18 protein-coding genes are annotated in these 23,781 nt (G+C 32.6%); all 18 read left to right on the top strand.

Features of this window, described 5'->3' with window-relative positions:
* The first annotated feature begins 3 nt into the window (after positions 1-3).
* Complete coding sequence (locus BW732_RS02450) at positions 4-3,849, top strand: YobI family P-loop NTPase (protein ID WP_152023767.1); 3,846 nt, start codon at positions 4-6, stop codon at positions 3,847-3,849.
* Positions 3,850-4,252: 403 nt separating this feature from the next.
* Positions 4,253-4,537: a metal-sulfur cluster assembly factor gene (locus BW732_RS02445; RefSeq protein WP_335673630.1), complete on the top strand. Its 285-nt coding sequence runs from the start codon at positions 4,253-4,255 to the stop codon at positions 4,535-4,537.
* Between the two features lie 361 nt (positions 4,538-4,898).
* On the top strand, positions 4,899-6,257 hold the full coding sequence (guaD, locus tag BW732_RS02440; RefSeq protein WP_179946100.1) for a guanine deaminase: 1,359 nt from the start codon (positions 4,899-4,901) through the stop codon (positions 6,255-6,257).
* Positions 6,258-7,583 (top strand): uracil-xanthine permease family protein, encoded by a 1,326-nt coding sequence (locus BW732_RS02435; protein ID WP_077275301.1) that lies wholly within the window; start codon positions 6,258-6,260, stop codon positions 7,581-7,583. It abuts the gene before it with no gap.
* Between the two features lie 161 nt (positions 7,584-7,744).
* Positions 7,745-8,770 (top strand): DUF1002 domain-containing protein, encoded by a 1,026-nt coding sequence (locus tag BW732_RS02430; protein WP_077275300.1) that lies wholly within the window; start codon positions 7,745-7,747, stop codon positions 8,768-8,770.
* A gap of 585 nt (positions 8,771-9,355) precedes the next feature.
* A complete protein-coding gene (locus tag BW732_RS02425) occupies positions 9,356-10,018 on the top strand; it encodes a Crp/Fnr family transcriptional regulator (RefSeq protein WP_077275299.1) in 663 nt (220 codons plus the stop codon).
* A 92-nt stretch (positions 10,019-10,110) separates the two neighbouring features.
* Positions 10,111-10,839, top strand: coding sequence for an epoxyqueuosine reductase QueH (locus BW732_RS02420; RefSeq protein ID WP_077275298.1), 729 nt, complete (start codon positions 10,111-10,113; stop codon positions 10,837-10,839).
* Positions 10,840-10,965: 126 nt separating this feature from the next.
* Positions 10,966-12,210, top strand: a complete 1,245-nt coding sequence (gene sstT / locus BW732_RS02415; RefSeq protein ID WP_126844421.1) for a serine/threonine transporter SstT — start codon at positions 10,966-10,968, stop codon at positions 12,208-12,210.
* Positions 12,211-12,336: 126 nt separating this feature from the next.
* Positions 12,337-12,864 carry a GNAT family N-acetyltransferase gene (locus tag BW732_RS02410; RefSeq protein ID WP_077275297.1) on the top strand — a complete coding sequence of 176 codons (528 nt, stop codon included), beginning with the start codon at positions 12,337-12,339 and terminating at the stop codon, positions 12,862-12,864.
* Between the two features lie 114 nt (positions 12,865-12,978).
* Complete coding sequence (locus tag BW732_RS02405) at positions 12,979-13,566, top strand: MptD family putative ECF transporter S component (RefSeq protein ID WP_077275296.1); 588 nt, start codon at positions 12,979-12,981, stop codon at positions 13,564-13,566.
* Between the two features lie 11 nt (positions 13,567-13,577).
* A complete protein-coding gene (locus BW732_RS02400) occupies positions 13,578-14,279 on the top strand; it encodes an energy-coupling factor transporter transmembrane component T family protein (protein ID WP_077275295.1) in 702 nt (233 codons plus the stop codon).
* Positions 14,276-15,688, top strand: a complete 1,413-nt coding sequence (locus tag BW732_RS02395) for an ABC transporter ATP-binding protein (RefSeq protein ID WP_077275294.1) — start codon at positions 14,276-14,278, stop codon at positions 15,686-15,688. Before BW732_RS02400 ends, BW732_RS02395 begins: the two co-directional genes overlap by 4 nt.
* Positions 15,689-15,747: 59 nt before the next feature.
* The gene (locus BW732_RS02390; protein WP_077275293.1) at positions 15,748-16,815 is read left to right on the top strand and encodes a YdcF family protein; all 1,068 of its coding nucleotides are present in this window, start codon (positions 15,748-15,750) and stop codon (positions 16,813-16,815) included.
* A 125-nt stretch (positions 16,816-16,940) separates the two neighbouring features.
* Complete coding sequence (locus BW732_RS02385; protein WP_077275292.1) at positions 16,941-17,792, top strand: aldo/keto reductase; 852 nt, start codon at positions 16,941-16,943, stop codon at positions 17,790-17,792.
* 149 nt (positions 17,793-17,941) lie between these two features.
* Complete coding sequence (locus tag BW732_RS02380; RefSeq protein WP_077275291.1) at positions 17,942-19,312, top strand: D-alanyl-D-alanine carboxypeptidase family protein; 1,371 nt, start codon at positions 17,942-17,944, stop codon at positions 19,310-19,312.
* Positions 19,313-19,358: 46 nt separating this feature from the next.
* Positions 19,359-20,891, top strand: a complete 1,533-nt coding sequence (cls, locus tag BW732_RS02375; RefSeq protein WP_077275290.1) for a cardiolipin synthase — start codon at positions 19,359-19,361, stop codon at positions 20,889-20,891.
* 376 nt (positions 20,892-21,267) lie between these two features.
* The gene (locus tag BW732_RS02370; protein ID WP_161485499.1) at positions 21,268-23,268 is read left to right on the top strand and encodes a penicillin-binding transpeptidase domain-containing protein; all 2,001 of its coding nucleotides are present in this window, start codon (positions 21,268-21,270) and stop codon (positions 23,266-23,268) included.
* A 121-nt stretch (positions 23,269-23,389) separates the two neighbouring features.
* Positions 23,390-23,539 carry a 50S ribosomal protein L33 gene (rpmG, locus tag BW732_RS02365; RefSeq protein ID WP_077275288.1) on the top strand — a complete coding sequence of 50 codons (150 nt, stop codon included), beginning with the start codon at positions 23,390-23,392 and terminating at the stop codon, positions 23,537-23,539.
* Positions 23,540-23,781 lie beyond the last annotated feature (242 nt).

Below are 23,781 nucleotides of genomic sequence, written 5' to 3'. Positions count from 1 at the left end.
ATTATGGAGACAGAAAGTTATAAGCAGAATAGTTTAGCTCCAAAATTGTTGGAAGGCGATGACCTAAAAAAAATTCAACCATATATTGATAGGCTAGACGAAAGTGTTAGAATGCCTGATGTGCATAATGTGGCTTTAATGAGTTCATATGGAGCAGGTAAGAGTACTATACTTAGAAATTTTGAAAATGCACATGATGAAAATAATTATTTAAATCTTTCATTAGGGTCATATTCTAAGAAAGACCACGAAGAATTTGTTGATGAAAGAGGAAATAAGATAACTGTTGATTTAAGTGAAAAATTAGAAAATAGTCTAGTTAAACAAATGATTTATCGTGAAAAAAAAGCTAAACTACCACATTCAAGATTTAAAAAAATAAACAATATCTCGAAAGGGAAAATAGTGTTTTTTTTATTAACAGAGTTTTTATCTATTTTGAGTTTTTTATTTTTAAATGATTTTCTGAATCTACAGACTATGTTGAAAAATAGATTTGAATTTATTCAGAAGAATATTGAAATGGTAAATTTTATTTTTTACTTCTTATTTTTATTAGGTCTATTTGTACTTTTAGCTATTTTAATCAATATAATACTTAAGCAGTTTAGTTTATCAAAATTGAGTGTTGGAAATATTACAATAGAAGGTAATGAAGGAAGTACTTCCTATTTTAACAAGTATATAGATGAAATAATATATTACTTTGAAACTAATAACTTTAATGTAGTAGTTATTGAAGATGTTGACAGATTTGGAAGTATCAAAGTTTTTGAACATTTAAAAGAACTAAACATACTTTTAAATAATGCGAAACAAATTAATAGAAATATTACTTTTATCTATGCTTTAAAAGAGGATATTTTTTCGAAAATTGAAGATGAAGTAGAAGAACATGAATCTGAGTTGAGAACTAAGTTTTTTGAACTGATTATCCCAGTAATTCCTGTATTAGATGGATTTAATTCAAGAGATTATTTAATTCCATTAATAGAAAGTAAAGAAAAAGAGCGTAAAATTAAGGTGTTGAAGGAAAAGGACTCGATTAAAATAGAAAAATCAGAACTTGCTGCTAATTATCCAAACGATATTATATTAGAAAAAGAGTTTGAACTTTTTTTAAGTGATATTTCATTACATATACATGATTTAAGATTATTAAATAATATTGTAAATGAATACTATACATTTATAGACGTGCATGGAAAGTTATCAGATAGTTTTGACAAAAAGAGATTATTTTCTCTAATTACATTAAAAAATCTCATTCCATCAGTATATACAAAATTACAAAAATCCGAAGGTGCGTTGTATAAAGCTATTGCTACAGATGAATATGACAATGAATTGATAAGTCATTTGAAACAAGAATTGCAAGATTTAGAAGCAGAGTTAGAAGATATTCAATTTGATTTGATGGTTAATAAAATAGGTACTGCTAAGCTATTCTTTTTTGAAAAAGGACTTTCTGGAGAAGACGAGTTGTACATTGATGAAGATTGGAAGTTATTGTCAAATATAACTTTAGAAGAATTAGAAATGTTGTTTGAAGCCGAAGATAACGAGCTTAGGGTAAAAACATATGAAAAAGGTGCATTTAATGTTGACATTACAAAGTTGCTTATAGATATTAAAGAACCAAGTAGTCTACTTAAGAAAAAACGAGATAAAAAAATTAATGAAGTAAATCAATTAAAGGATAAAATAACAGCTTTTCAGCGACTGTCACTACAAGAAAAATTGAGGTTATATCCTAACTTAGCGAATTCTATCTTCGACTTACCAACGGAATATTCAAACGATACTAAAAGTCAAGAGAATATTTTAATTAAAATTCCTTCATATCATAAATTAAAAGTTACAATTAGGGAGAAAGCTTTTATCCTTTTTTTAATAACAAATGGTTACCTAGCAGAAGATTACTCTTCTTACTTATCAATTTTTTATGAAGGAAAAAGCCTCACAGCGAATGATAAAAACGTTTTGGTTAAGATAAAATCAAATCAAAGAATAGAATTTAATGAAGATTTATCTGATTCCTCGGTTGTTATTGAAAACCTATCTATCAAAGACTTTGAAAGCCCCGGTATACTTAACAAGAATATGTTGCTGTATTTGTTTTCTGATAAGTATAAGGATAAAGAAAATGTTCGTGATGTAGTTTTGAAAAATTGGTTTAATCAAGATGAGAATATCTATTTAGAACAATTAGATATTTTACTAAATGAAGAGAAAATATCTAAAGTAATATTTAAAATGATTGAGATTTTCGGTGTAGATTTTTTTAGAAAATCTAAGGAAAGTATGAAATCAAAATTAGTGAATTTAATAATTAGTTCAACTATCTTGGAAGAGAGTTATTTCGGATACCGAGATGGAGTTCCTTTTAATACTATATTGAATGAACCTTATTTTAATGAGGAGCCAGAACCAGAACCAGAATATTTATTAAGAGAAAATATAATATCAAGACCTCATTTCTTTAGTGAAATGGAAAATTTTATAGAGAAAAGTAAACTAATTGAAAGTCTTGCAAGTTTTAATAATAATGATGAAACGTATGATGATGCCAAAATATTATTTGAAGATATCGACATGGGAGACTTAAGTGGTCAGGAATTTAAATTATTTATTGAATTAGAATTATTTGATTTTAACACGAAAATATTTGAATCTATTTTAAATTATGGTGAGAATGAAATGGTTAAGGAAGTATCTTATGAGAATATTTTACAAATGGAAAATCAAGATTTAATAACTAATATTCAAGATAATTTAGATGAATTTATAAGAGATGTGTTATTGGAGTTAGAAGTATTACATGAGACCGAAGAGAGTTTCATAGAAATGTTAAATTTATATGATGAAGAAGATGCTGAGTATATTAGATATGGGGAACTAATCAGTCGTGCGAATACTAAAATTTTTGATATTTCAAGGATTAAGAATCAGAAATTATGGAATAAAATATTTGAATTTGAAAAGTATAAATTAAATTGGTTAAATTTAATGACCTTCAAGACTTCTGAAAAAGTTGATTTGGAATATTTAAGAATTATTTTTAATGATTCAAGTATCATTCCGTATCTTAAAAGTGATTATGAACAATTTTCTGATAAAACTAAATCTGATACTGAAAACTTACTGAAAGGATTAGTTGATAAAAAAATAATAGATGTAAATGAAAATAATTTAGAAATTTTAAAACTTTCAAAATATGAAGCTTATCATTTGGATGCAACAAGTGTTAAATTTTTAATTAGTAATGACTTAGTAGTTTTTGATATTGAAACACTTGATGAATTTAGAGATTTTGATTTAAAAGATAAATTACTTTTAAATTTCCAAGATGATTATGTAGAAAATGCAAATGAAATCATGCTAACTATCAATGAAATTATTGGTTTAATTAAAGGATGGAACACATCTGATTTATTAAGGTTAATTAATTTACTATTTACCAAAGAATTCCCAGAACTATTCGTAGACCAGAAATTTATAGACACTCTTTTATCTGAGCAAATCATAATCACAGATGAGCAGATGAATAAACTAATAAACTTAAATTCAAGTATTGATTCAATTCAAGAGTATTTTATTTTCAATATAAATAAGGGAATGTTAGACCAGGAAACTATAGAAACTGTATTAACTACTATCTATGAAACGTCTATTAATACATTGACATCAGACGATTTTGAAGTGATTTTTAGTCAATCGTTTGACAGTGAATTATTTGTCAAGTATATGAATTTTGTATTTAGAAAATTTAAGTACACCGATGAACAATATGAAATTGTAGAAACTTGGCTGAAAAACAAGAAATCCCTTATAATCAATTGTACATAGATGGTAGAATGCGTGAAATTGTACTTGAAAATAACAGTATGATAAGGGAACTATTGGATAATTTAATAGATGTCGGAATAGTTTCATCTTACAAAGAAAAAGAACCAGAAAAACTTAGTGTATATGTAAAACGAAATAAACCTGAATCGAAAGTTGAAGTTAAATTACTATAATGTTATTGAATAATTTTGATTAGCTAACAATTAAAAATACATCTATCTGATTTTATTATTTTTTAATAAAATTCTCTGGACTACTGACCAAATAGCGATTTTTTTATCTTTTGTGTCAGTAGTCCATGCCATTTTTGAGTGTTTTTTAGCTGTTTTTAAGGTATAATTTAACTATAAAAATTGAATAAAAGAGTATCAGAATCTTTGTGAAATTTTGCGTTGTAATGAACTTGAGTTGGTCATATTACCAACTGCATTCTGCTGGCGAGGAGATTGATATTGTCAACCTAGGACTTATATATGAAGTGAATTTAGATGATGATGGTTATTGTGAAGTCAAAATGACATTGACAACTATGGGGTGCCCTTTAGCAGATGTCATCACAGAAGAAATCCATCAAGCATTACGTGACATTGAAGAAGTCAAAGAAGTCGAAGTAAAATTAGTGTGGTACCCGGCATGGACGACTGATAGAATGAGTAGATATGCGAGGATTTCGTTAGGGATTAGATAGAAAATAATAGTTATTTTTATAGATATACTAAATAAATACTCGATGAATATAATAAAAGTTTTTTCATTACCTAGCTAATTAAAAAATTTTTACTGAACTAAAATTAAAAATCAATGAGTCTAACGCTAAATTATTTCATCAATTAGTTAAAACCATTAGTTAACATGTTTGTTAACTAATGGTTTTTTTGTTGTTTTTTAAATCATTGATTATTAATAATAGATGATTTTGCATAAAAAATACCGTTAATAAAACGATTGTATTTTATTAATTATTTTCAAAAATCAAAAATTAATAGCCCTTAATTCATTAATTTGCTATAATAACTTTACTATTAAAGATGAAGAGGAGAATATAGTTCGTGTTTAAACAAATTATTAAAGGGACGGCCTTTACTAGCCAGTCTAAAACCATGGTTAATAGTTTAGTCGACGTATTGTTTTGTATTAATGAAGAAGGCATAATTGAAAAAATTATTTCACCTGAAGAGCCGAACTATCAGCAAGTGTTAGTAGCAGCTAAGTCTGATGGAATATTAAAAGAATTAGCGTCAAGTGAGTATTTATTACCTGGCTTTATTGATTTACATGTGCATGCACCACAGTGGCCACAGGCAGGACTAGCATTAGACCGTCCATTACATGACTGGTTAAATACTTACACGTTTCCATTGGAAGCAAAATATGCAGATGTTGAGTTTGCTGAGAAAGTTTATAGCCATTTAGTGGATCGTTTATTGTCTTTAGGAACAACCACTGCCTTATATTTTGCGACGGTTCATAAAGAAGCGAGTGTTGTTCTGGCGAAAACTTGTGCAACAAAAGGACAACGTGGATTAGTTGGGAAAGTCGTGATGGATCATCCAAATGAAAATCCAAGTTATTATCGTGATGCGTCAACGGAGCAAGCGCTTAGTGATACGGAAGCCTTTATTCAAGAAGTGCAGGAACTAAATCAAACAACCAAACAAGGTGTTTATCCTGTGGTAACGCCACGCTTTATTCCAAGTTGTACGGATGAAGCTTTACAGGGATTAGGTCAACTAGCAGAAAAGTATGATACGCATATTCAATCACACTGTAGTGAAAGTGACTGGGAGCATCAGTACGCTTATAATCGTTACGGAAAGTCAGATACCGAGATGTTGCATTCATTTGGTTTATTAACAGATAAATCAGTGATGGCTCATGCGGGACTATTATCAGATGCAGATATGCAGCAATTTGCGGATACTGGAGCTGCGGTGGCACATTGTCCAATCTCTAATGCGTATTTTGGCAATGCTGTGACACGTGTCAAACAATTAATGGATGACTATCAGGTAAAAGTAGGTCTTGGTAGTGATATTTCAGGTGGCTTTTCACCAAGTTTATACGATAATTTAAAACAAGCCGTTATTTCGTCACGTATGTTAGAGGACGGTGTTAATCCTCTTTTATCAGCTGAACAACGTGGCAAAGCTGAGAGTCGTTTGTCATTAAATGAAGTGTTTTATTTAGCAACAGTTGGTGGGGGTGAGGCTTTGTCGTTACCAATTGGTAAATTAGATGTTGGTTATGCTTTTGATGCACAAATTATTGATGTGACACGTTTTCCGTTTATTGAAGAAACGGATTTGGACGAGGTCTTTCAAAAGAGTTTGTATCTAACTGAGTCAGAAGATATTAAACAAGTGTTTGTTCAAGGCGAATTAGTTTATTCAAATAAGGGAGCAAAGTAGATGGAAAAGTCACAAGCAACAACAAAGTTAACAATCGGGGTTAATGACCATGTATCAACTGGTCAAGCAATTTTATTAGGAATTCAACATGTTTTGGCAATGGATGTGTACGTTGTCCCATTTTTAATTGCAGCAGCTGTCAGTATGAGTGCCAAAGATAGTTCAAGTTTAATTCAAGCAACATTTATCGCTGCGGGAATTGGGACATTCATTCAGACGTTTCTTTTTATGAAATTACCAATTGCCCAAGGGCCATCGTTTATTCCAATTGGTGCGATTATCGGTATTTATTTTGCAAATCAATCTGGAGATATGGGTTGGGGAACGGTTCTAGGTGCTAGTTTAATCGGTGCAATTATTGTGACGTTACTAGGTTTATCTGGATTATTCCACAAATTCGTGGCTTCTTTTATTCCACCAATCGTTGGTGGGACAATTATTTATGTCGTCGGGCTATCCTTAATGCCGGTTGCGATGACTGGGAATGTGTTTAATGCACCAGGCAAAATCACAGACAATTTATTAATGGCGATTATTACAGCAACGACGTTAATAACGTTGACAATGTTAGGATCACGCTTTCCAGTTAAGGGTCGTTGGCTACGTGTATCATCGGTAATCATTGCGTTAGTTGTGGGTTCTTTCGTTGCGAAGTATTTAGGTGTTCTTGATTTAAGTGCCGTTAATCAAGCATCAGCTTTTTCTATTCCACGTTTACCATTCATTAATTTTGGCTTACATTTTGATTTATCTGCTATTGTGACCATGGTCATTATTTACATGGTATTATTGGCTGAGACAACTGGTACATGGTTCGCTATCAGTCAAGCAACAGAATCGGACTTATCGCCAGAAACAATTAATCGTGGTGTAATCGGTGAAGGGATTAGCTGTATCGTATCAGCACTAGTTGGTTCAACACCAGTGACAGGTTACTCAACTAATGCCGGTATCATTTCAATTACAGGTGTAGCCAGTAAAAAAGTATTTGCGGCAGCTGGGATTTGGTTTGTAATTTTTGGTTTCTCAGGTAAGTTAGCGACGTTAATTTCTTCAATTCCTTCAGCAGTTATTGGAGGAGTGTTTGTTGTGGTGTGTGGAGTAATCGCAATTAGTGGGATGCAAGTGATTAAAGAAGTTCCGATTCGTGAAAAAGAAATGTACGTCATTTCAGTACCTATGATTGTGACGCTTGGTTTAATTTTGATTCCACAAGATTTTATTACAACATTACCACAGTTTTTACAATATCTATTTGGTTCGCCAATTGCAACAGCATCTATTGTGGCCATTATTTTAAATAAAGTCTTACCTTCAGAGAGATAAGCAGTTTTAAAAAACGCAGTGACTAATGAGAAATAGTCGCTGCGTTTTTCATTTATCTAAAAGTTTAAGAATCTCAAAACTCATTCTTGAGATGGATGACATTAGCTCACCAAATGATATAATGATAGCAAGTCAAAAACTTAATGAATGGAGCTATTTTTATGAGAAAAACACATAAATGGTTAGCAGCAATAATGCTAATGACCGGTTTATTAGTCGGTACCAAAGCTTATGCCGCAAATGAGAAAGCAAAAGATGAAGGCTGGAATGTCCCTAATATTGCCTTAGGAAATGGCTTGACTGAGACTGAAAGAACTGAAACAATTGATATTTTGACTAAGGATTTAAATAAAGTATCCGAGTTAAAAGGAATTGATACCAAAAAATATAATACATACATTGTTGATGGTAATGATTTAGTTAAATATGTGACTGATGTCCCCGATTTTACCAGTCAATCTAAAGCTTATTCAAGTGCTTATATGGCACGAACTAAGTCTGGGACTGGTGTGACTGTTGATATTGTTACACCACAAAATATTACTGCCCGTACGGAAGCAATGTATCGCTCTGCAGCCATTACGAGTGGTGTGTACGACGCTTATATCCGGATTGCTAGTGTTCGCACAATGGATGGTAGTGGTGCTTTAGCCGGTATCTATAAGATTTATGATGAAGTCGATCCAGCAGCAAATCAAGCCGATCAAACAGCTCGGGATGAAAAACGCGAAGTCGCACAAGAACAAATGCAAGTAGTATCAAATATTGACAGCCAGAATAAAGACAACAAAGACTACTCATCTGAAAATATTTTGGTCATGTTAGCCGATATTCAGCTCGAATTACAAAAAATAAATGACAAATTAGCTAAAATGTCTCAAGCTGAAAAAGAAAGTGAAGTGACGAAAGTCGTTGACCAACAAATTGAGCAAAACGGCTTGCAAAATGCTATCACACCAGAATTAAAAACGGAAGTAGTTAATAATATGGTGAATTTTTCTAGTACGAATGCCATTAACGACAAAGAAATGACAAAACAATTAACAAATTTTAAAGATGATTTGATTAAAAATGGAACAGAATTTAAAAACAACTTATTGTCTGATGAAAATGTCGCAAAAGCAAAAGAAGGAGCGACTGGCATTTGGCAAAGCATTAAAGATTTTTTTGCCAACCTATTTAAATAAATTTTTCGTTACTAAACTCACTCACACTTATTAAGCGAGTGAGTTTTTAGTTTTACACGATAATGATTTCACCATATTATTTGCTAAGAAAAATGAAATTTGTTACAATCAGTAAATCTTTTCCTGATAGATTAAGATTAGCCATTTAGCGGCGCTCATAAGGGATGTATTACATTAAGTCGCTATCCATTAAGCTTGTACTTGAGATGAATGTAGATATAAAATTAAGTCTATTTGTTAAAATAACGTAGGTTTGTTTTCGTGAGGTGTTTTTATTTTGCCTTATGTCTTAAAAATAAGACATTTGGACTAAATTTAGCCTTGTTTTAACGACATATTTCATTGTTAATAAATAGGTAGTTTGACATAATATGTAAGGGGGAAGGCGGATGTGCCTAATGTGATTATTCATTGGTTACTTTTAGTATGTTAGATAATCACCATTAGTACAGAGTCCTTTATGTAGCTTTTTTTATCGATTGAGTATCAACCGTCATCCCGTATTGATAATGATGAGATAAATGGATTTTTCAAAAATAATTTTAACTATTAGGAAATTTTTGACAAAGCTAGGGGGATTACGTGATGACTGATATTTATGAACTTGTTCAACCAAATCAAATTCTCTCTAAAATTTTTAAAAATTGTCCGGAGCGATTAATCAATCAAATGACGATTGAAAGTTATAAATCGAAAAAGATATTATTTCACCAGGGTGATTTAAGCAATTATGTGTATATCATTGTTTCCGGTACAATTAAGCGCTCTATGCTTAATGATAGTGGTAGAGAAGTGACAGTTAAAATTGATACAATTGGTGGAATGATTGGGAGCTACGAGGTTTGTTCAGGGGAATATTATCGCCTATCTGCACAAAGTATGACTGATGTGGAAGTGATTAAAATTCCCCAACAAACTTTTTTAGAATGGCGCGAAACTGATACGAATTTTTCAAAGCATCTCTTAATTTATTTATGTGGAACAATTGATTATTTGCTGAAACAAACAGCAAAGTTCAGCCTGTCGAGCATTAAAAGTCAAGTAGTCGTGGCTTTATTAGAGTTGCATAATGCGAATATTAAGATTACTAGCCATCAAGTTTGTAACTTGGTTAACTCATCAACGAGGAGTGTTTACCGTGTCATTAATGAGCTTGTAGCAGATGGCTTGATTGAAGTAAAAAATAAGCAAATCTATTTATTGAATGTAAAAAAATTAAAGAGTATAGTCAATTGGTTAAATACATAGCTAATCTAAATTAGATTAGTTATGTATTTTTTTTTATTTAGTCCTGTATAATAAAGTCATTAAGCGTAGTTATTAGTGGGAGTGAATAAAATATGCTAGATGCAGCTAAAATGATTGAAAAATTAACCAATCAAACGGTTAATTATGATAGTGTCCTAAGAAAAGTTATAAAAGATTGGCAGAATAATAATCAGCGACCTAAAATTTTATTACATAGTTGTTGTGCACCATGTAGTACATATACGTTGGAGTTCTTGACTGATTTTGCTGATGTTACCATTTATTTTGCCAACTCAAATATTTATCCGCGAAGTGAATATCTCAGACGTGCTAAAGTTCAACAAGAATTTATTAGTCAATTTAATTATCAAACTGGGAAAAATGTTGGTTACATTGAGGCCGATTATCAGCCAAATGAATTCATCAAAATGGTGCAGGCCCAAGGCTTACAAAATGAACCTGAAAAAGGTAAGCGTTGTACAGCGTGTTTTCAGATGCGTTTAGATTTAGTTGCTGATGAGGCGTTAACGAGAGGATTTGATTATTTTGGTAGTGCGTTAACTATTTCGCCTCAAAAAAATGCTCAACTCATCAATCAAATTGGCTTAGACGTGCAAAAAATTTATCAAGTCAATTATTTACCAAGTGATTTTAAGAAGAACGGTGGTTATCAACGGTCAATCGAGATGTGTCGAACATACGATATTTATCGTCAATGTTATTGTGGCTGTGTTTTTGCGGCTAAGCAGCAAGAAATTGATTTGAAAGTAATCAATCAAGAAGCCAAAAAATTTAATGAAAATAGAATGATTATCGAATGATAAATTTTCTGGAATAATTTTTTTATTACAGTTTTTTTGACATTTTTTTCAGAAAAGGTTTTTAATTGTGAAGAAGTCTGTTATAATCATTTAAAATGAGAAAATGATTAGAAGGGTTTTGTGGATATGATAAAAATGTGGCGGAGTTTGTCTTTAATTAAACAAATTATTATTGGAATTGGAATTGGGATTTTATTAGGACTAAGTTTGCCAACCTGGAGTGGTATTAGTTTACTTGGGGAACTATTTATTGGAGCATTGAAAGGTATTGCCCCAGTATTAGTCTTTTTTTTAATCTTAGCATCGCTTTCTCGGCATGTAAAAGGTCAAAAAACGCATATGAAAACTGTTATTTCTTTGTATTTAATTGCGACATTTGTAGCTGCTTTGGTTGCTGTCATCGCTAGTTATCTTTTTCCTGTTGCTTTAGTATTACCAGAAGTAGTTGAAGCTCAGCAAGTTCCGGATAACATACAAGAAATTATTTCAAGTATTTTATTAAATGCTGTGGGCAACCCATTTAAAGCGATTATTGATGGTAATTATTTATCAATTTTATTCTGGGCATGTTTAATGGGACTTGGTCTACGAGTGGCATCTAAAGAGACTAAACGAGTCATTTCTGATATTGGTGATGCAGTCAGTGACATTGTTCAAGTCATTATTAAATTTGCTCCGCTAGGAATTATCGGTTTGGTATATAATTCAGTTGTTACTGTTGGATTATCTGGTATGGCAGATTACGTCAAAATAATTATATTAGTCGTAGGTTCAATGCTATTCGTTTCTTTTGTCGTTTATCCGTTGATGGTTTTTCTTTTATTGCGACAAAATCCTTACCCATTAACTTTCGATACAATGAAGGAAAGTGGTATTCCTGCTTTTTTCACTCGAAGTTCAGCGGTGAATATTCCAATTAATATGGAGTTGTGTGAAAAATTAGGCTTAGACCGTGACTCGTATTCAATTTCCATTCCCTTAGGAGCTAGTGCAAATAGTGGTGGTGCCGCTATGACTATTACCATTATGACTTTGGCAGCAGCGCATACATTAAATATGGAAATTCCATTTTTATTAGCCTTCTTACTTTGTTTGTTATCAGCAATTGCTGCAACAGGTGCTTCGGGTATTGCCGGAGGTAGTTTGCTTTTAATTCCCTTAGCATGTAGTTTATTTAATATTCCCAACGATGTTGCTATGCAAGTAGTGGGTATTGGTTTTGTTATTGGCGTTATTCAAGATTCTGTCGAAACAGCCGTTAACTCAGCAAGTGATTTATTGTTTGCAGCAACAGCTGAATTTTATGATTTGAAAAAAGCCGGACATCCCGTTGATGTGACTGAACGTGTCCGCCAAGCAAAATCTCTTTAACATGTGAATAAAAAGCATGACTGACAAATGTTAATTTTTGCCAGTCATGCTTCTTTTGTATCTGTCTTTTTCACGAAGAATTGTGTATTCTAATAACATAGATAAGTGAAGGGAGTGTGGGAGACGATGGCTAATTTTTATAGTCGCCGTGCAACATTAGAAGATTTACCAGCTATTATGGATGTGATTGCTTCTGGAGTTGAGATACTAAAAAAAAGAGGAGTACCTCAGTGGCAAGCAGAAAATCAGCCTAATACTACAGTAATATCAGCTGATATTGCTGAAGACACTTGCCATGTTTTAATTATAGACGGTAAAATTAGCGGTGTTGCCTGTTTACAAACATTACCGGAAGTGTCATATGACACATTAAATTCTGGGGCATGGCTAACTAGTGAGACACATTATGCAACTATTCATCGGTTTGCTATTTGTTCAGATATAGGTGTTAAAGGAATGGGACATATTTTTATGGGGTATCTGCTCTCTTTTGCCATCTCTTTAGGTTATGATGATGTTAGAATTGACACACATTCCCAAAATTTAGCCATGCAACGAGTCATTAAACGGGCAGGTTTTGTTGAGTGTGGTGACATCTTGTTACCTATTAAAAATGGTGAACGCCTTGTTTACCAATGGTTAAGACCGCTTTAGTCAGGAAAAAAACTAAAGTTAAAAAGCATTCTTTTTGCATAATTTATGTTATACTTTCTTTTGTTCTAATTATCATTAGTATCAATAAGATTAGTTGTAAAGAGGAGAGTACAAATGAAGCAGTTGAAGGTTCACGATTTAATTTCTGTTGGTATTTATGCCGCAATTTATTTTTTAATGGTTGCTATTGCAACAATGTTGCTAAGATTTACTGTTCCAGTATTTAATTCAATTTTAATTCCTGGTTTTTCGGCTCTTTTATCCGGAACAGTCTATCTATTAGTCATCAATAAAATCCCCAAATTTGGTGCGATTACATTGGTTGGCTCGGTGATGGCGCTTTTCTTTTTAGTCTTTGGCTATTTTCCATTAGCTTTTTTACCAAGCGTTCTTTTTCCGTTATTAGCGGATATTGTTATGTATAAGACTAGCCTAGTTAAAGAAATGAAATTGCCCCTTAGTTACATTATTTTCGGCTTTGGTTTAACGGGGCCTATTATCCCATTATGGTTCATGAAGGATTCCTATATCAATGTTTTAATAAAACATGGTAAAGACCAAACCTATATTGATAGCGTCTTTGCACCTATCACCACGGGAACATTTTTTGTGTCATTTTTAGTGACAATTCTTGGTGGGGTGATTGGCCTAATTATTGCGAAAAAGATTTATGCGAAACATTTTGCAAAAGTCAGTAAATAGGAGTAAAACGAATGAAAAAAAAGCAAGTCATTGCTTTTGATCCGCGAAGCAAATTAGTGACAGTTTTTGTTGCTAGTTTGCTTTTAATGTTACGGGTTAATTGGCAAGTGGAACTAAGTTTTGTGCTTTGCCTCTCCGTTCTGTTAGGTTTGAATGGTGGGCTACGAAAGGCTAGCTGGTTACTAACGATGTATTTAACATTATTACTGATTAATCGGATAGTTCTAACAACAATTACAGGACCAATCACGGCTTTTTTAGCTTTTTTATTGGTAGCGTATCAATTATTATTACCACCTGTAATGGCCTCAGCTTTCGCCGCGAATCAAACAGCAACAAGTGAGTGGATTGCGGCGCTAAAGAAAGCGAGAGTCCCAAACTTTATATTAATTCCCTTCATTGTTGTTTGTCGCTTTTTTCCCACGTTAATGGCCGACGTTAAACGAATTCGTCAGGCGATGATTTTACGTGGGATTGCAACATCTAATCTTTCCTTATTTAAGCAACCCCTCAATACATTAGAATATCTTATTGTGCCAATTTTAATGTCGGTTGAAAATACTTCGCTCGATTTATCGGCAGCAGCTTTAGTCAGAGGATTGGGGAATAAAGGCACTCATACTAGTGTCTATGTCATTAAATTTGGTTGGTCAGACTATTTGCTAATCTGTATTATGGGCTTATTTGTGGGATTAGGAGTGTATTATCGATGATTACATTTAAACAAGTTAATTTTTCTTATGTGGATGAGTCTACCCTAACGAAACTTGATTTAACGATTCCAAAAGGACAATGCGTGGTTCTATGTGGTGCGAGTGGTTCGGGTAAATCAACAGTGATTCGTTTGTTAACGGGATTGATTCCTGAACTTTATACTGGAACAATCACAGGCGAGGCAACTGTGGCTAATATGACTTTACCACCAGTTGATTTTGAAGAATATGTTAAGCAAATAGGCGTTGTATTTCAGAATCCTAAAACGCAATTTTTTACCAATAATGTTTATTCAGAGTTGGCATTTAATATGGAAAATTATGGTACGTTACCTAGTATCATGCAAGAACGGATTGCTTCAATTAGTGAAACATTTCGTTTATCTAATTACTTGGACAAGAGTATGTTTCATTTGTCTGGTGGTGAAAAGCAACGAATTGCATTTGCTTCGGTATGCATGATGCCACATCAAGTCTATTTATTAGACGAACCATCAAGTAATCTAGATTTACCCACGATTGCGATTTTAAAAGAGTATATTCAATGGCTAAAAACGACTGGTGCGACAATTATTGTTGCAGAACACCGTCTAGCTTATTTGATGGATGTTGCTGATCGTTTTGTATATTTAGATAGTGGACGAATACAAGCGGATTGGTCTAAAAAGCAGTTACTTGAATTGACCCATGATGATTTAAAAACGTTAGGGTTACGACAACTAATAACGACACCTATTCAATTAAAAGCTTCGGCTGTGATTGACAATACTGTGACTGCTGACGAATTAGTCATTAGTAACCTCCATTACACACCTAAAAAGAATCAAGATTTTCATTTAATGATTGATGAGTTACATTTGTCTAATCAAAAAATTGTTGGTATTGTGGGGCCAAATGGCTCTGGAAAGAGTACGTTATCCTATCTGTTAACTGGATTAACACGTTTTAAAAAAGGTAAAATTATGCTCAACGGACAGGCCTTGACGCACAAACAATTGATAAACCAAAGTTTTCTTGTAATGCAAGATGTTAATTTACAATTATTTTTCGAATCAGTTTACAAAGAGCTTACTGTTAAAGCAAAGCGTATGGAGCTCTTTGCTGACGTTGTGGAGAGACTTAATTTATCTGAGTTATTAGATCGTCATCCACAATCACTATCTGGTGGAGAAAAACAACGTGTCGCTATTGGTATTGCAGTTTTATCCGGGAAAAAAGTCATTATTTTAGATGAACCAACAAGTGGTTTAGATTTGAAAAATATGCTTGAAGTGAGTCGAGTGATTCAGTGGCTACATGATTTAGGAACATTTGTGATTATCATAACACATGATATTGAGTTTATTCAGACAACCTGCCACCAAGTTGTTAGACTAGTAAATGGTCAAATAGCTGAGAGTGAGCAATGAATTATGCTATAATATGACATATATTAAATTTTACTTAAGAAATAAATGAGGTGAGTTATATGTCATTACTAATTTATCAGTTGTTTTTTCTTCTTTTTATCCCACTTTTATTTTTTGGTTATTGGGTCTATTACCGACCAACAAGTTTGTGGACAGGTTTCTTTTTCTTGATTTTAATCGGGGGATTGTATTTGAGCTTAGTCTTACAAGTAGAGCAAATTAGCCAGATTTGGGCATTAATTCTTGCGATACCAATTGTCTTACTATTAATTGCGGTAGCTTTTTTTGGTATCTTTGCAGTTGTTATTATGCTTTTTTGGAATGAAGGCGTCCTTTTAAAACGTGAGGGACTATCGCTAGCCAATCTATTACCGGCACTATTGTCAATTGCGTTAATTGCTTTTCAAGTGTTAATTGGTTACATTGCGTTTAGTAGTCATAATAATATTGTTAAAAGTTTTGCTTCTTTTTTAACGACAGTTTTTGTGTATATGGTATTTGTTTTCTTTATGTATGCTCTGACTTCTATAGTTTACAATAAGTTCCCTTTACATAAACCCGTCGATTATATTGTTATCTTAGGTGCTGGTTTAATTAACGGAGAGAGAGTGACACCACTTCTAGCATCAAGAATCGATGCAGGCCTTAAATTATACGATAAACAAGTTGCTAAGTTGAATCATCATCCAACGATTATTTTATCTGGCGGACAAGGTGCAGATGAGAAAGTCTCAGAAGCACAAGCAATGATGGATTACGTTATGAGCCAAGAGAAAACAATTGAAAAAATTTACTTAGAAGAAGAATCTAAAAATACTTGGGAAAACATAAAATTGTCTAAAGCTATTATCTCAAGAAATGATGATATTATGGATACAAGTAATGTTTCCATTGTGATAGCATCAAATAACTATCATGTTTTACGTGCCGGAAAGATTGCAGCTAGACAAGGAATCTTGGCAAGAGCAGTTGGTTCGAAAACGCGCCTTTATTATTTACCTACTGCTTTTATTCGTGAATACATTGGCTATTTGCAAATGACTAGAAATCGACATCTAATTATTATTGGGTTAATTTTTGCTATTTCTTTTGTTATGCCAGTTGTACTAAATATGCTAATAAAATAAACAACTATAAAAAGTCATTAATGGCTTTTTATAGTTGTTTTTACATATATAAAATACTTTTTATTTGATTTATGTATATTAAAAATGTATACTATAACCATACTCAATACGAGGAGGAATGTTTTATGTTAACAGCAACAAGTACATTTAAACTAAATGATGGTCATGAAATTCCAGTGATTGGTTTCGGAACTTGGCAAACACCAAGTGGTCAAGTCGCAAAAGAATCAGTTATGGCAGCTTTAGCTGATGGCTATCGTCATATTGACACAGCAGCCATTTATGGTAATGAAGAAAGTGTTGGAGAAGGCATTAAAGATAGTGGTGTGCCCCGTGAAGAAATCTTCTTAACTACCAAATTATGGAATTCTGAACATACCTATGATAAAGCCTCTGCCGCTATTGATGAATCGTTGAAGAAATTAGGAACGGATTATTTAGATTTGTATTTAATTCATTGGCCAAATCCACTTGCCTATCGAGATGATTGGGAAAAAGCAAATAGTGAGGCTTGGCGAGCAATGGAAGATGCTGTTAAAGCTGGTAAAATCAAGAGTATTGGGGTATCTAATTTTAAACCACATCATATTGATGCTTTGATGAAAACTGCAACTATCAAGCCAGTAATTAATCAAATCTTTTTAAATCCTAGTGATTTACAACCTGAAGTTGTTGATTATGCGACTAAGCACGATATTCTTTTAGAAGCTTATAGTCCTTTAGGTACCGGTAAAATTTTTGAATTGGATGAATTAAAGACAATTGCAGCTCGTTACAATAAATCTGTTGCCCAAGTTGTTTTACGTTGGGGATTACACCATAACTTTTTACCTTTACCAAAATCAGTAACACCATCACGAATCAAAGAAAATCTTGATATCTTTGATTTTTCTTTAAGCGATGACGATATTAAATTGATTGATGGTTTATCTGGTAAATTTGGTAAAGCACCAGATCCTGATAAAGTAGATTATTAATTGTTAGTCAATTAATCAAATACATAACCTTTGTTTCAAGCAAAGGTTATGTATTTTTTTGTTTTAACCTAATGATTTACTTATGGTATGATAGGAAAGAGTCTTTTATTATTAGGTATAAATAATAGAAATATAGAAAGAGGGTTATAATGAAAAATTTAGTGAGTGTTATTGTTATTAGTTTGTTTGTTTTTTTAGGTGGCATAACTGTTTTAGGCGCTGAGGAGCAGCCATCGATGCTTGAATTAGTCCAAGCAACCCAGGCTAAAGTTGATTCTAAAAATGAACCGAAAGCTGCTGTTTTAATTGATGTTAATACTGGTAAATTACTTTGGGAAAAAGAAGCAGATTTAAGTCATAATCCCGCCAGTATTATCAAATTATTAACTGCTTATAAGGTTTTTGAAGCAATTGAAGAAGGTAAATTCACGTTAGAAACTAAAGTAACTGCGACACCTAGATATGAGCAAATAGCTGGTATTTATGCATTGAGCAATAATAAAATTAAAAATAACGTAGCATATCCAGTAAAAGAACTTTTATCTATGATGTTAGTGCCATCTTCTAACGTTGCGACAATCATGTTAGCTGAATTGGTTGAACCAGATGCGGCTGTTTATTTAAAAGAATTAAATCAATTATGTCAAGATTTAGGGATGACCAATACGACAATCTATAATGCGACTGGGGCACAAATTTCTGCGTTCCAGGGGTTATATGCTGCAAATAATGAAACTGAGTCAGAGTTAGAAATGACACAAGATAATAAAACAACAGCTCGTGATTTAGCCATTTTTACCCGTGATTTATTAATAAAATATCCTGAGATTTTGACTTATACAAGTGAATCAGAGGTAAAAGTGATGTCTGGTACAGCTTACGAAGAATCATTTGAAAGCTACAATTATTCATTGCCTGGTCTTGAATATGCGTTTGAAGGAGTCGATGGATTAAAAACGGGATCTTCGGTATCTGGTGCATTTAATATTGATGGGACTGCTAAACGTGGTGATATGCGCCTAATTGCGATTGTTTTAGGTGTTGGCAATTGGTCCGATCAAAATGGTGAGTACTATCGTCATCCATTTATGAATGCTTTATTTAATTATGGCTTTAATAATTTTGCGTATCAAGAAGTATTGTCAAAAGGAAAACATGAGATTGACGGAACAGCAGTCGAACTTACTGAATCGTTTAAAGATACAGTGAAAAAAAATCAACCTGCAGCTTTTAAAATTGTTGATGATTCAACCATTGAATTAAAAAATCCATTGCCGACGATATCGCCATTAATTAAAGAAACATCAGTTAAATTGGCGACAAAAGAAAACGATGGCTTTTTAAAGACTCCAACAGAACAAAAAGAATTACAATTTATTACTAAAAATATTAAGTATTTAGGTGCAGGCTTTATCGTAATTGTTTTTATCGGTTTATTTATTTTTATTGTGTCAAATAAAAAGAGAAAAAAACGAGTAAAATCAAGATATCGCAATCGTAGTGAGCGCCACAAATCCTAAAAATATTTAAGTATCATTTGAAACTATAATTTAAAGGAGAAATGTGATGAACAAATTGTTAAAAATTCTAACTAACCGAGCCATTATCGTTGGCTTGTTAATGGTTATTCAATTAGCGGTTTTATTTTCAATTGTGTATCGCTTTAGTGAGTACTTTGTTTACTTCTATTTTATTTATCTTTTGATTTCTGTTGCCGTTATTTTAAAAATTATTAATAGCCGGAGTAATCCCGCTTATAAAATAGCTTGGCTTATTCCTATTATGATTTTACCAGTTTTTGGGACAATTATATATTTGGTTTTTGGTCGAATCCGCTTTAGTAGTGAAGATAAGCGTGAGATGCTCCATATTCAATCAGAGGAACGAAGAATATTAAGAAGTACTTGTAGTGAATTAAGAATTGAGGATAACATTGACGCGCAACTCCAAGTTAATTATCTGGCTGGTCGTGGTGAAAGTACGCTATTTAATCGCACAACCAGTCATTATTTTCCATTCGGTGAAGACGTATTTGTTGCGATGTTAGAAGAAATTGAAAAAGCCGAACACTATATTTTTATGGAATATTTTATTGTTCAGGAAGGTTACATGTGGGATACGCTATTGGAAGCACTCGTAAAAAAAGTGAACGAAGGTGTCGAAGTCCGATTTATTTACGATGACTTGGGTTGTCTGTTTACGCTACCTGCTAATTACGATAAAAAATTAAAAAGTCTAGGTATTAAGTGTGGTGTTTTTAATCAATTCTCACCGATTTTATCGTCAATTTTCAATAATCGAAATCACCGTAAAATTACGGTGATTGATGGTAAAGTTGCCTTTACAGGCGGGATTAATTTGGCAGATGAGTACATTAATAAAATTGAACGCTTTGGGCATTGGAAGGATAATGGGATTTTACTTCGTGGTGAAGCGGCTTGGGGCTTTACACTTTTATTCCTATCATTGTGGCGTTTCGTTGATAAGACGTCAACAGACAATCCTTATGATTATCGTCCTGATTATCGTCCTGGTGAATTACCAGAATCTATTGGCTACTATTTACCTTATGTCGATTCACCTTTTGATAAAGAAACGGTTGGCATGAATGTTTATTTAAACTTGATTAGTCGTGCAAAAGAATCTATTTATATTACGACACCCTACCTGATTATTGATAATACATTGACAGAGGCGTTAAGTAATGCAGCTAAAAGTGGCATAGATGTTAGAATTATCACCCCACATATTCCTGATAAATGGTATGTTCATGAAATTACACGTTCTAATTATGCTCGTTTGATTGAAGTCGGAATTAAAATTTTTGAGTATACACCTGGATTTATCCATTCGAAAACTTTTGTTGTTGATGGTGAGTATGCTACTGTTGGAACTGTGAATCTAGATTATCGTAGTTTATTTTTACATTTTGAATGTGGTGTTTGGATGTATCAGACAGAGTCTGTAGTAGAATTATTAAAAGATCATTTAGCGACAGAAGAAAAAAGTCAGCTAATTACATTAAAAGAGGCGAAGAATGTGCCATGGTTTAAAAAAGTTTTACGTGCAGTCATTGGTGTGTTTTCACCATTATTATAAATTAAATCGATTAATTTAGGTTTGAGTTAAGCATATTTCTATATGTTTTAACTCAAACTTTATTTGTTTAATAACTTTTTAAATTACATTCTTTCTCATTGAAAAACTTGACTAGACGTGAGATACTCATAGAGTGTTTTAACTAGAACTCTCAAATATTTTTTCTTTAATAAAACATTATTTGATAGTTAAATGTAGGATTGAAAGGATTAATTGATTCATGGTAAATAATAAAAAAAATAATAAATCTTCGCTAAAATCTAAGAAGAATAAATCACAACGTAAAAGCCATATTCCATTAAGACTAAATATTTTATTTTTTATTGTGTTTCTTCTTTTTTTTATATTAGTCGTTCGATTAGGTGATTTGCAAATCATGCAGAAAGATAAATTTCAAAAAATTGTCGAATCCGGACAGAAAACAGTTGTAAAAGAGAATGCTCCAAGGGGTGCCATCTATGATGCCAGAGGACGCGTTTTGGTTGGTAATACATCAAAGCAATCAATCATATTTACAAGAAGCCCGGGTATGTCTGCTGGTGATATTAGAGAGTTAAGTGATAAAATTGTTTCATTAATTGCTATTGAACCAGATAAATTATCTGATCGTGATAAGCGTGATTATTGGTTGTCTGATTCAAAAAACTTTGAGCAAGCAGCTAAACGTGTCAAGAGTACTGAGAAGTTAAATAAACATGGGGAACAGTTATCTGAAGGGGCACTTTATTCGAAAATTGTTGAGAAAGTTACAGACGATGAAGTGAACTTTAATCAAGATGATTTAAGGCGCGCTACTGTGTTTAAACGAATAAACGGGGCTGGTAGTTTACAATCTGTTGTATTAAAAAATGACGGAGTGACACCTGAAGAAATTGCTATTGTTGGTGAAAATTCATCCAACATTCCAGGTATTAGTGCAGGGGCTGATTGGGATCGTGATTATCCAGAAGAAGATCAAATTCGATCAGTTTTAGGCGTTGTTTCATCAGAAAAGCAAGGTTTACCCGAAGATAAACTTGAAAAGTATCTTAAAAAAGGTTACGAACGCAATGAACGTGTTGGTTTAAGCTATCTAGAAGAATCATATGAAGATGTATTACGTGGTAAAAAAGGTGAGTCAGAAGTTGTTATTGATAAAAATCAAAAAATCCTTTCCAAAAAAGCAATCAAAGACAGTGAAAAAGGCGATAATTTGAAATTAACATTAGATTTAGAATTTCAAAAACGTGTGGAAGCTATCACGAAACAATATTATAATGGCTTGATTGCATCTGGACAAGCTAAATATTCAGATGGTATTTATGTGGTTGTGACTAATCCACAAAATGGTAATATCCTATCGATGGTAGGATTAAATCATGATATTAAAAGTGGAAATTTGACGGATGATACAATTGGTACTTTTAATAAAGCATATGTTCCTGGATCATCAATTAAGGCAGCTACAATTATGTCTGGATATGAGAATGGTGTAATCAAAGGCAATCAAACAATGATTGATGAACCAATTATTTTAGATGGTGGACAAGTCAAGTCGTCACTATTTAACCCATATGGCTCTGTTCCATTAACAACTGAACAAGCTTTGGAAGTCTCCTCAAATACTTATATGATGAAAATTGCTTTAGGTATGATGGATACAGAGTATGTTCCTAATTTTTCGTTACCAATGAGAACCGATGTTTATGGAAAATTACGAAAAACATATGAAGAGTTTGGTCTCGGTGTGCCAACAGGTATCGATTTACCTAACGAAACAGTTGGGGTAATTAATAAAACGTATAAAGATAAAAATGGTAATTATATTCCTGGTATTATGGGGAACTTACTCGATTTATCTTATGGAAACTATGATACTTATACACCGATGCAGTTAAATCAATATGTATCAACTGTTGCTAACGGTGGTAAACGAGTTGCTCCACATATTGTTGAAGGTGTTTATGACACTGCAAATGATGGGACAATTGGTAAGTTGAAAAGTAAAGTTGAACCTAAGGTAATGAGTACTATTGAGGGTAGGGATAAAGAGTTTGAAATTATTCAAAATGGTATGCGTCGGGTTATTACAGGTCCAATGGGGACGGCTAATAAACTAAATGGTGCGACCATTCAGCCAATTGCTGCGAAAACTGGGACTGCTGAAACGGTTATCGCTAATCCGAATAACTCCAAAGAGTTTATTTCGACAATCAATAGTACAATCGTTGGTTATGCACCTTTAGACAATCCAGAGATTGCTGTAAGTATTGTGATTCCTAATTTGACAAATGATGACTATGGGGTAAATGCTGATATTTTAAGAGACGTTATCAATGCTTATTTTGAAATTCAAGCAAATCCGACACCAATTGCAGTTGAGTCAAAAAAAGATTAAAAATTTGTAAAGTAAAACTACTTAACAAATTTTGGGAAAAGGGTAGAAATTTCATTTAAAAGATGATATGATATTCAAGTGTCAAGTGATACTTGAATATTCATATATGGAGGAAATTAACATGCGCGTAAACATTACTTTAGAATGTACAGAATGTAAAGAAAGAAACTATCTTTCAAATAAAAACAAACGTAACAACCCTGACCGTTTAGAAGTTAAAAAATATTGTCCACGTGAACGTAAAGTTACTTTACACCGTGAAACTAAATAATCAGTGTAGATAATAAGCTAGAAGCCTTTTTTAATAAGGTTTCTAGCTATTTTTTTTGCTTAATTTATAAAAAGTAACGTTTAAAGCAACTGATAATTACTTAATTGTTGCATGTTGCGTCACCAAATTCTTTTCCAATTAATTTCTAGGTATTTTAACCTATTTTTCCCTCTTTAATTTCCTCTAGCTGAGAAGTAAAAATGCGTGATTGTTTAGTCCGATAGACTCTGATTTATTGACTT

Origin of the sequence: Vagococcus penaei, assembly GCF_001998885.1 — a bacterium.
Lineage (GTDB): Bacteria > Bacillota > Bacilli > Lactobacillales > Vagococcaceae > Vagococcus > Vagococcus penaei.
This window is presented reverse-complemented; position numbering and strand designations above follow the sequence as displayed.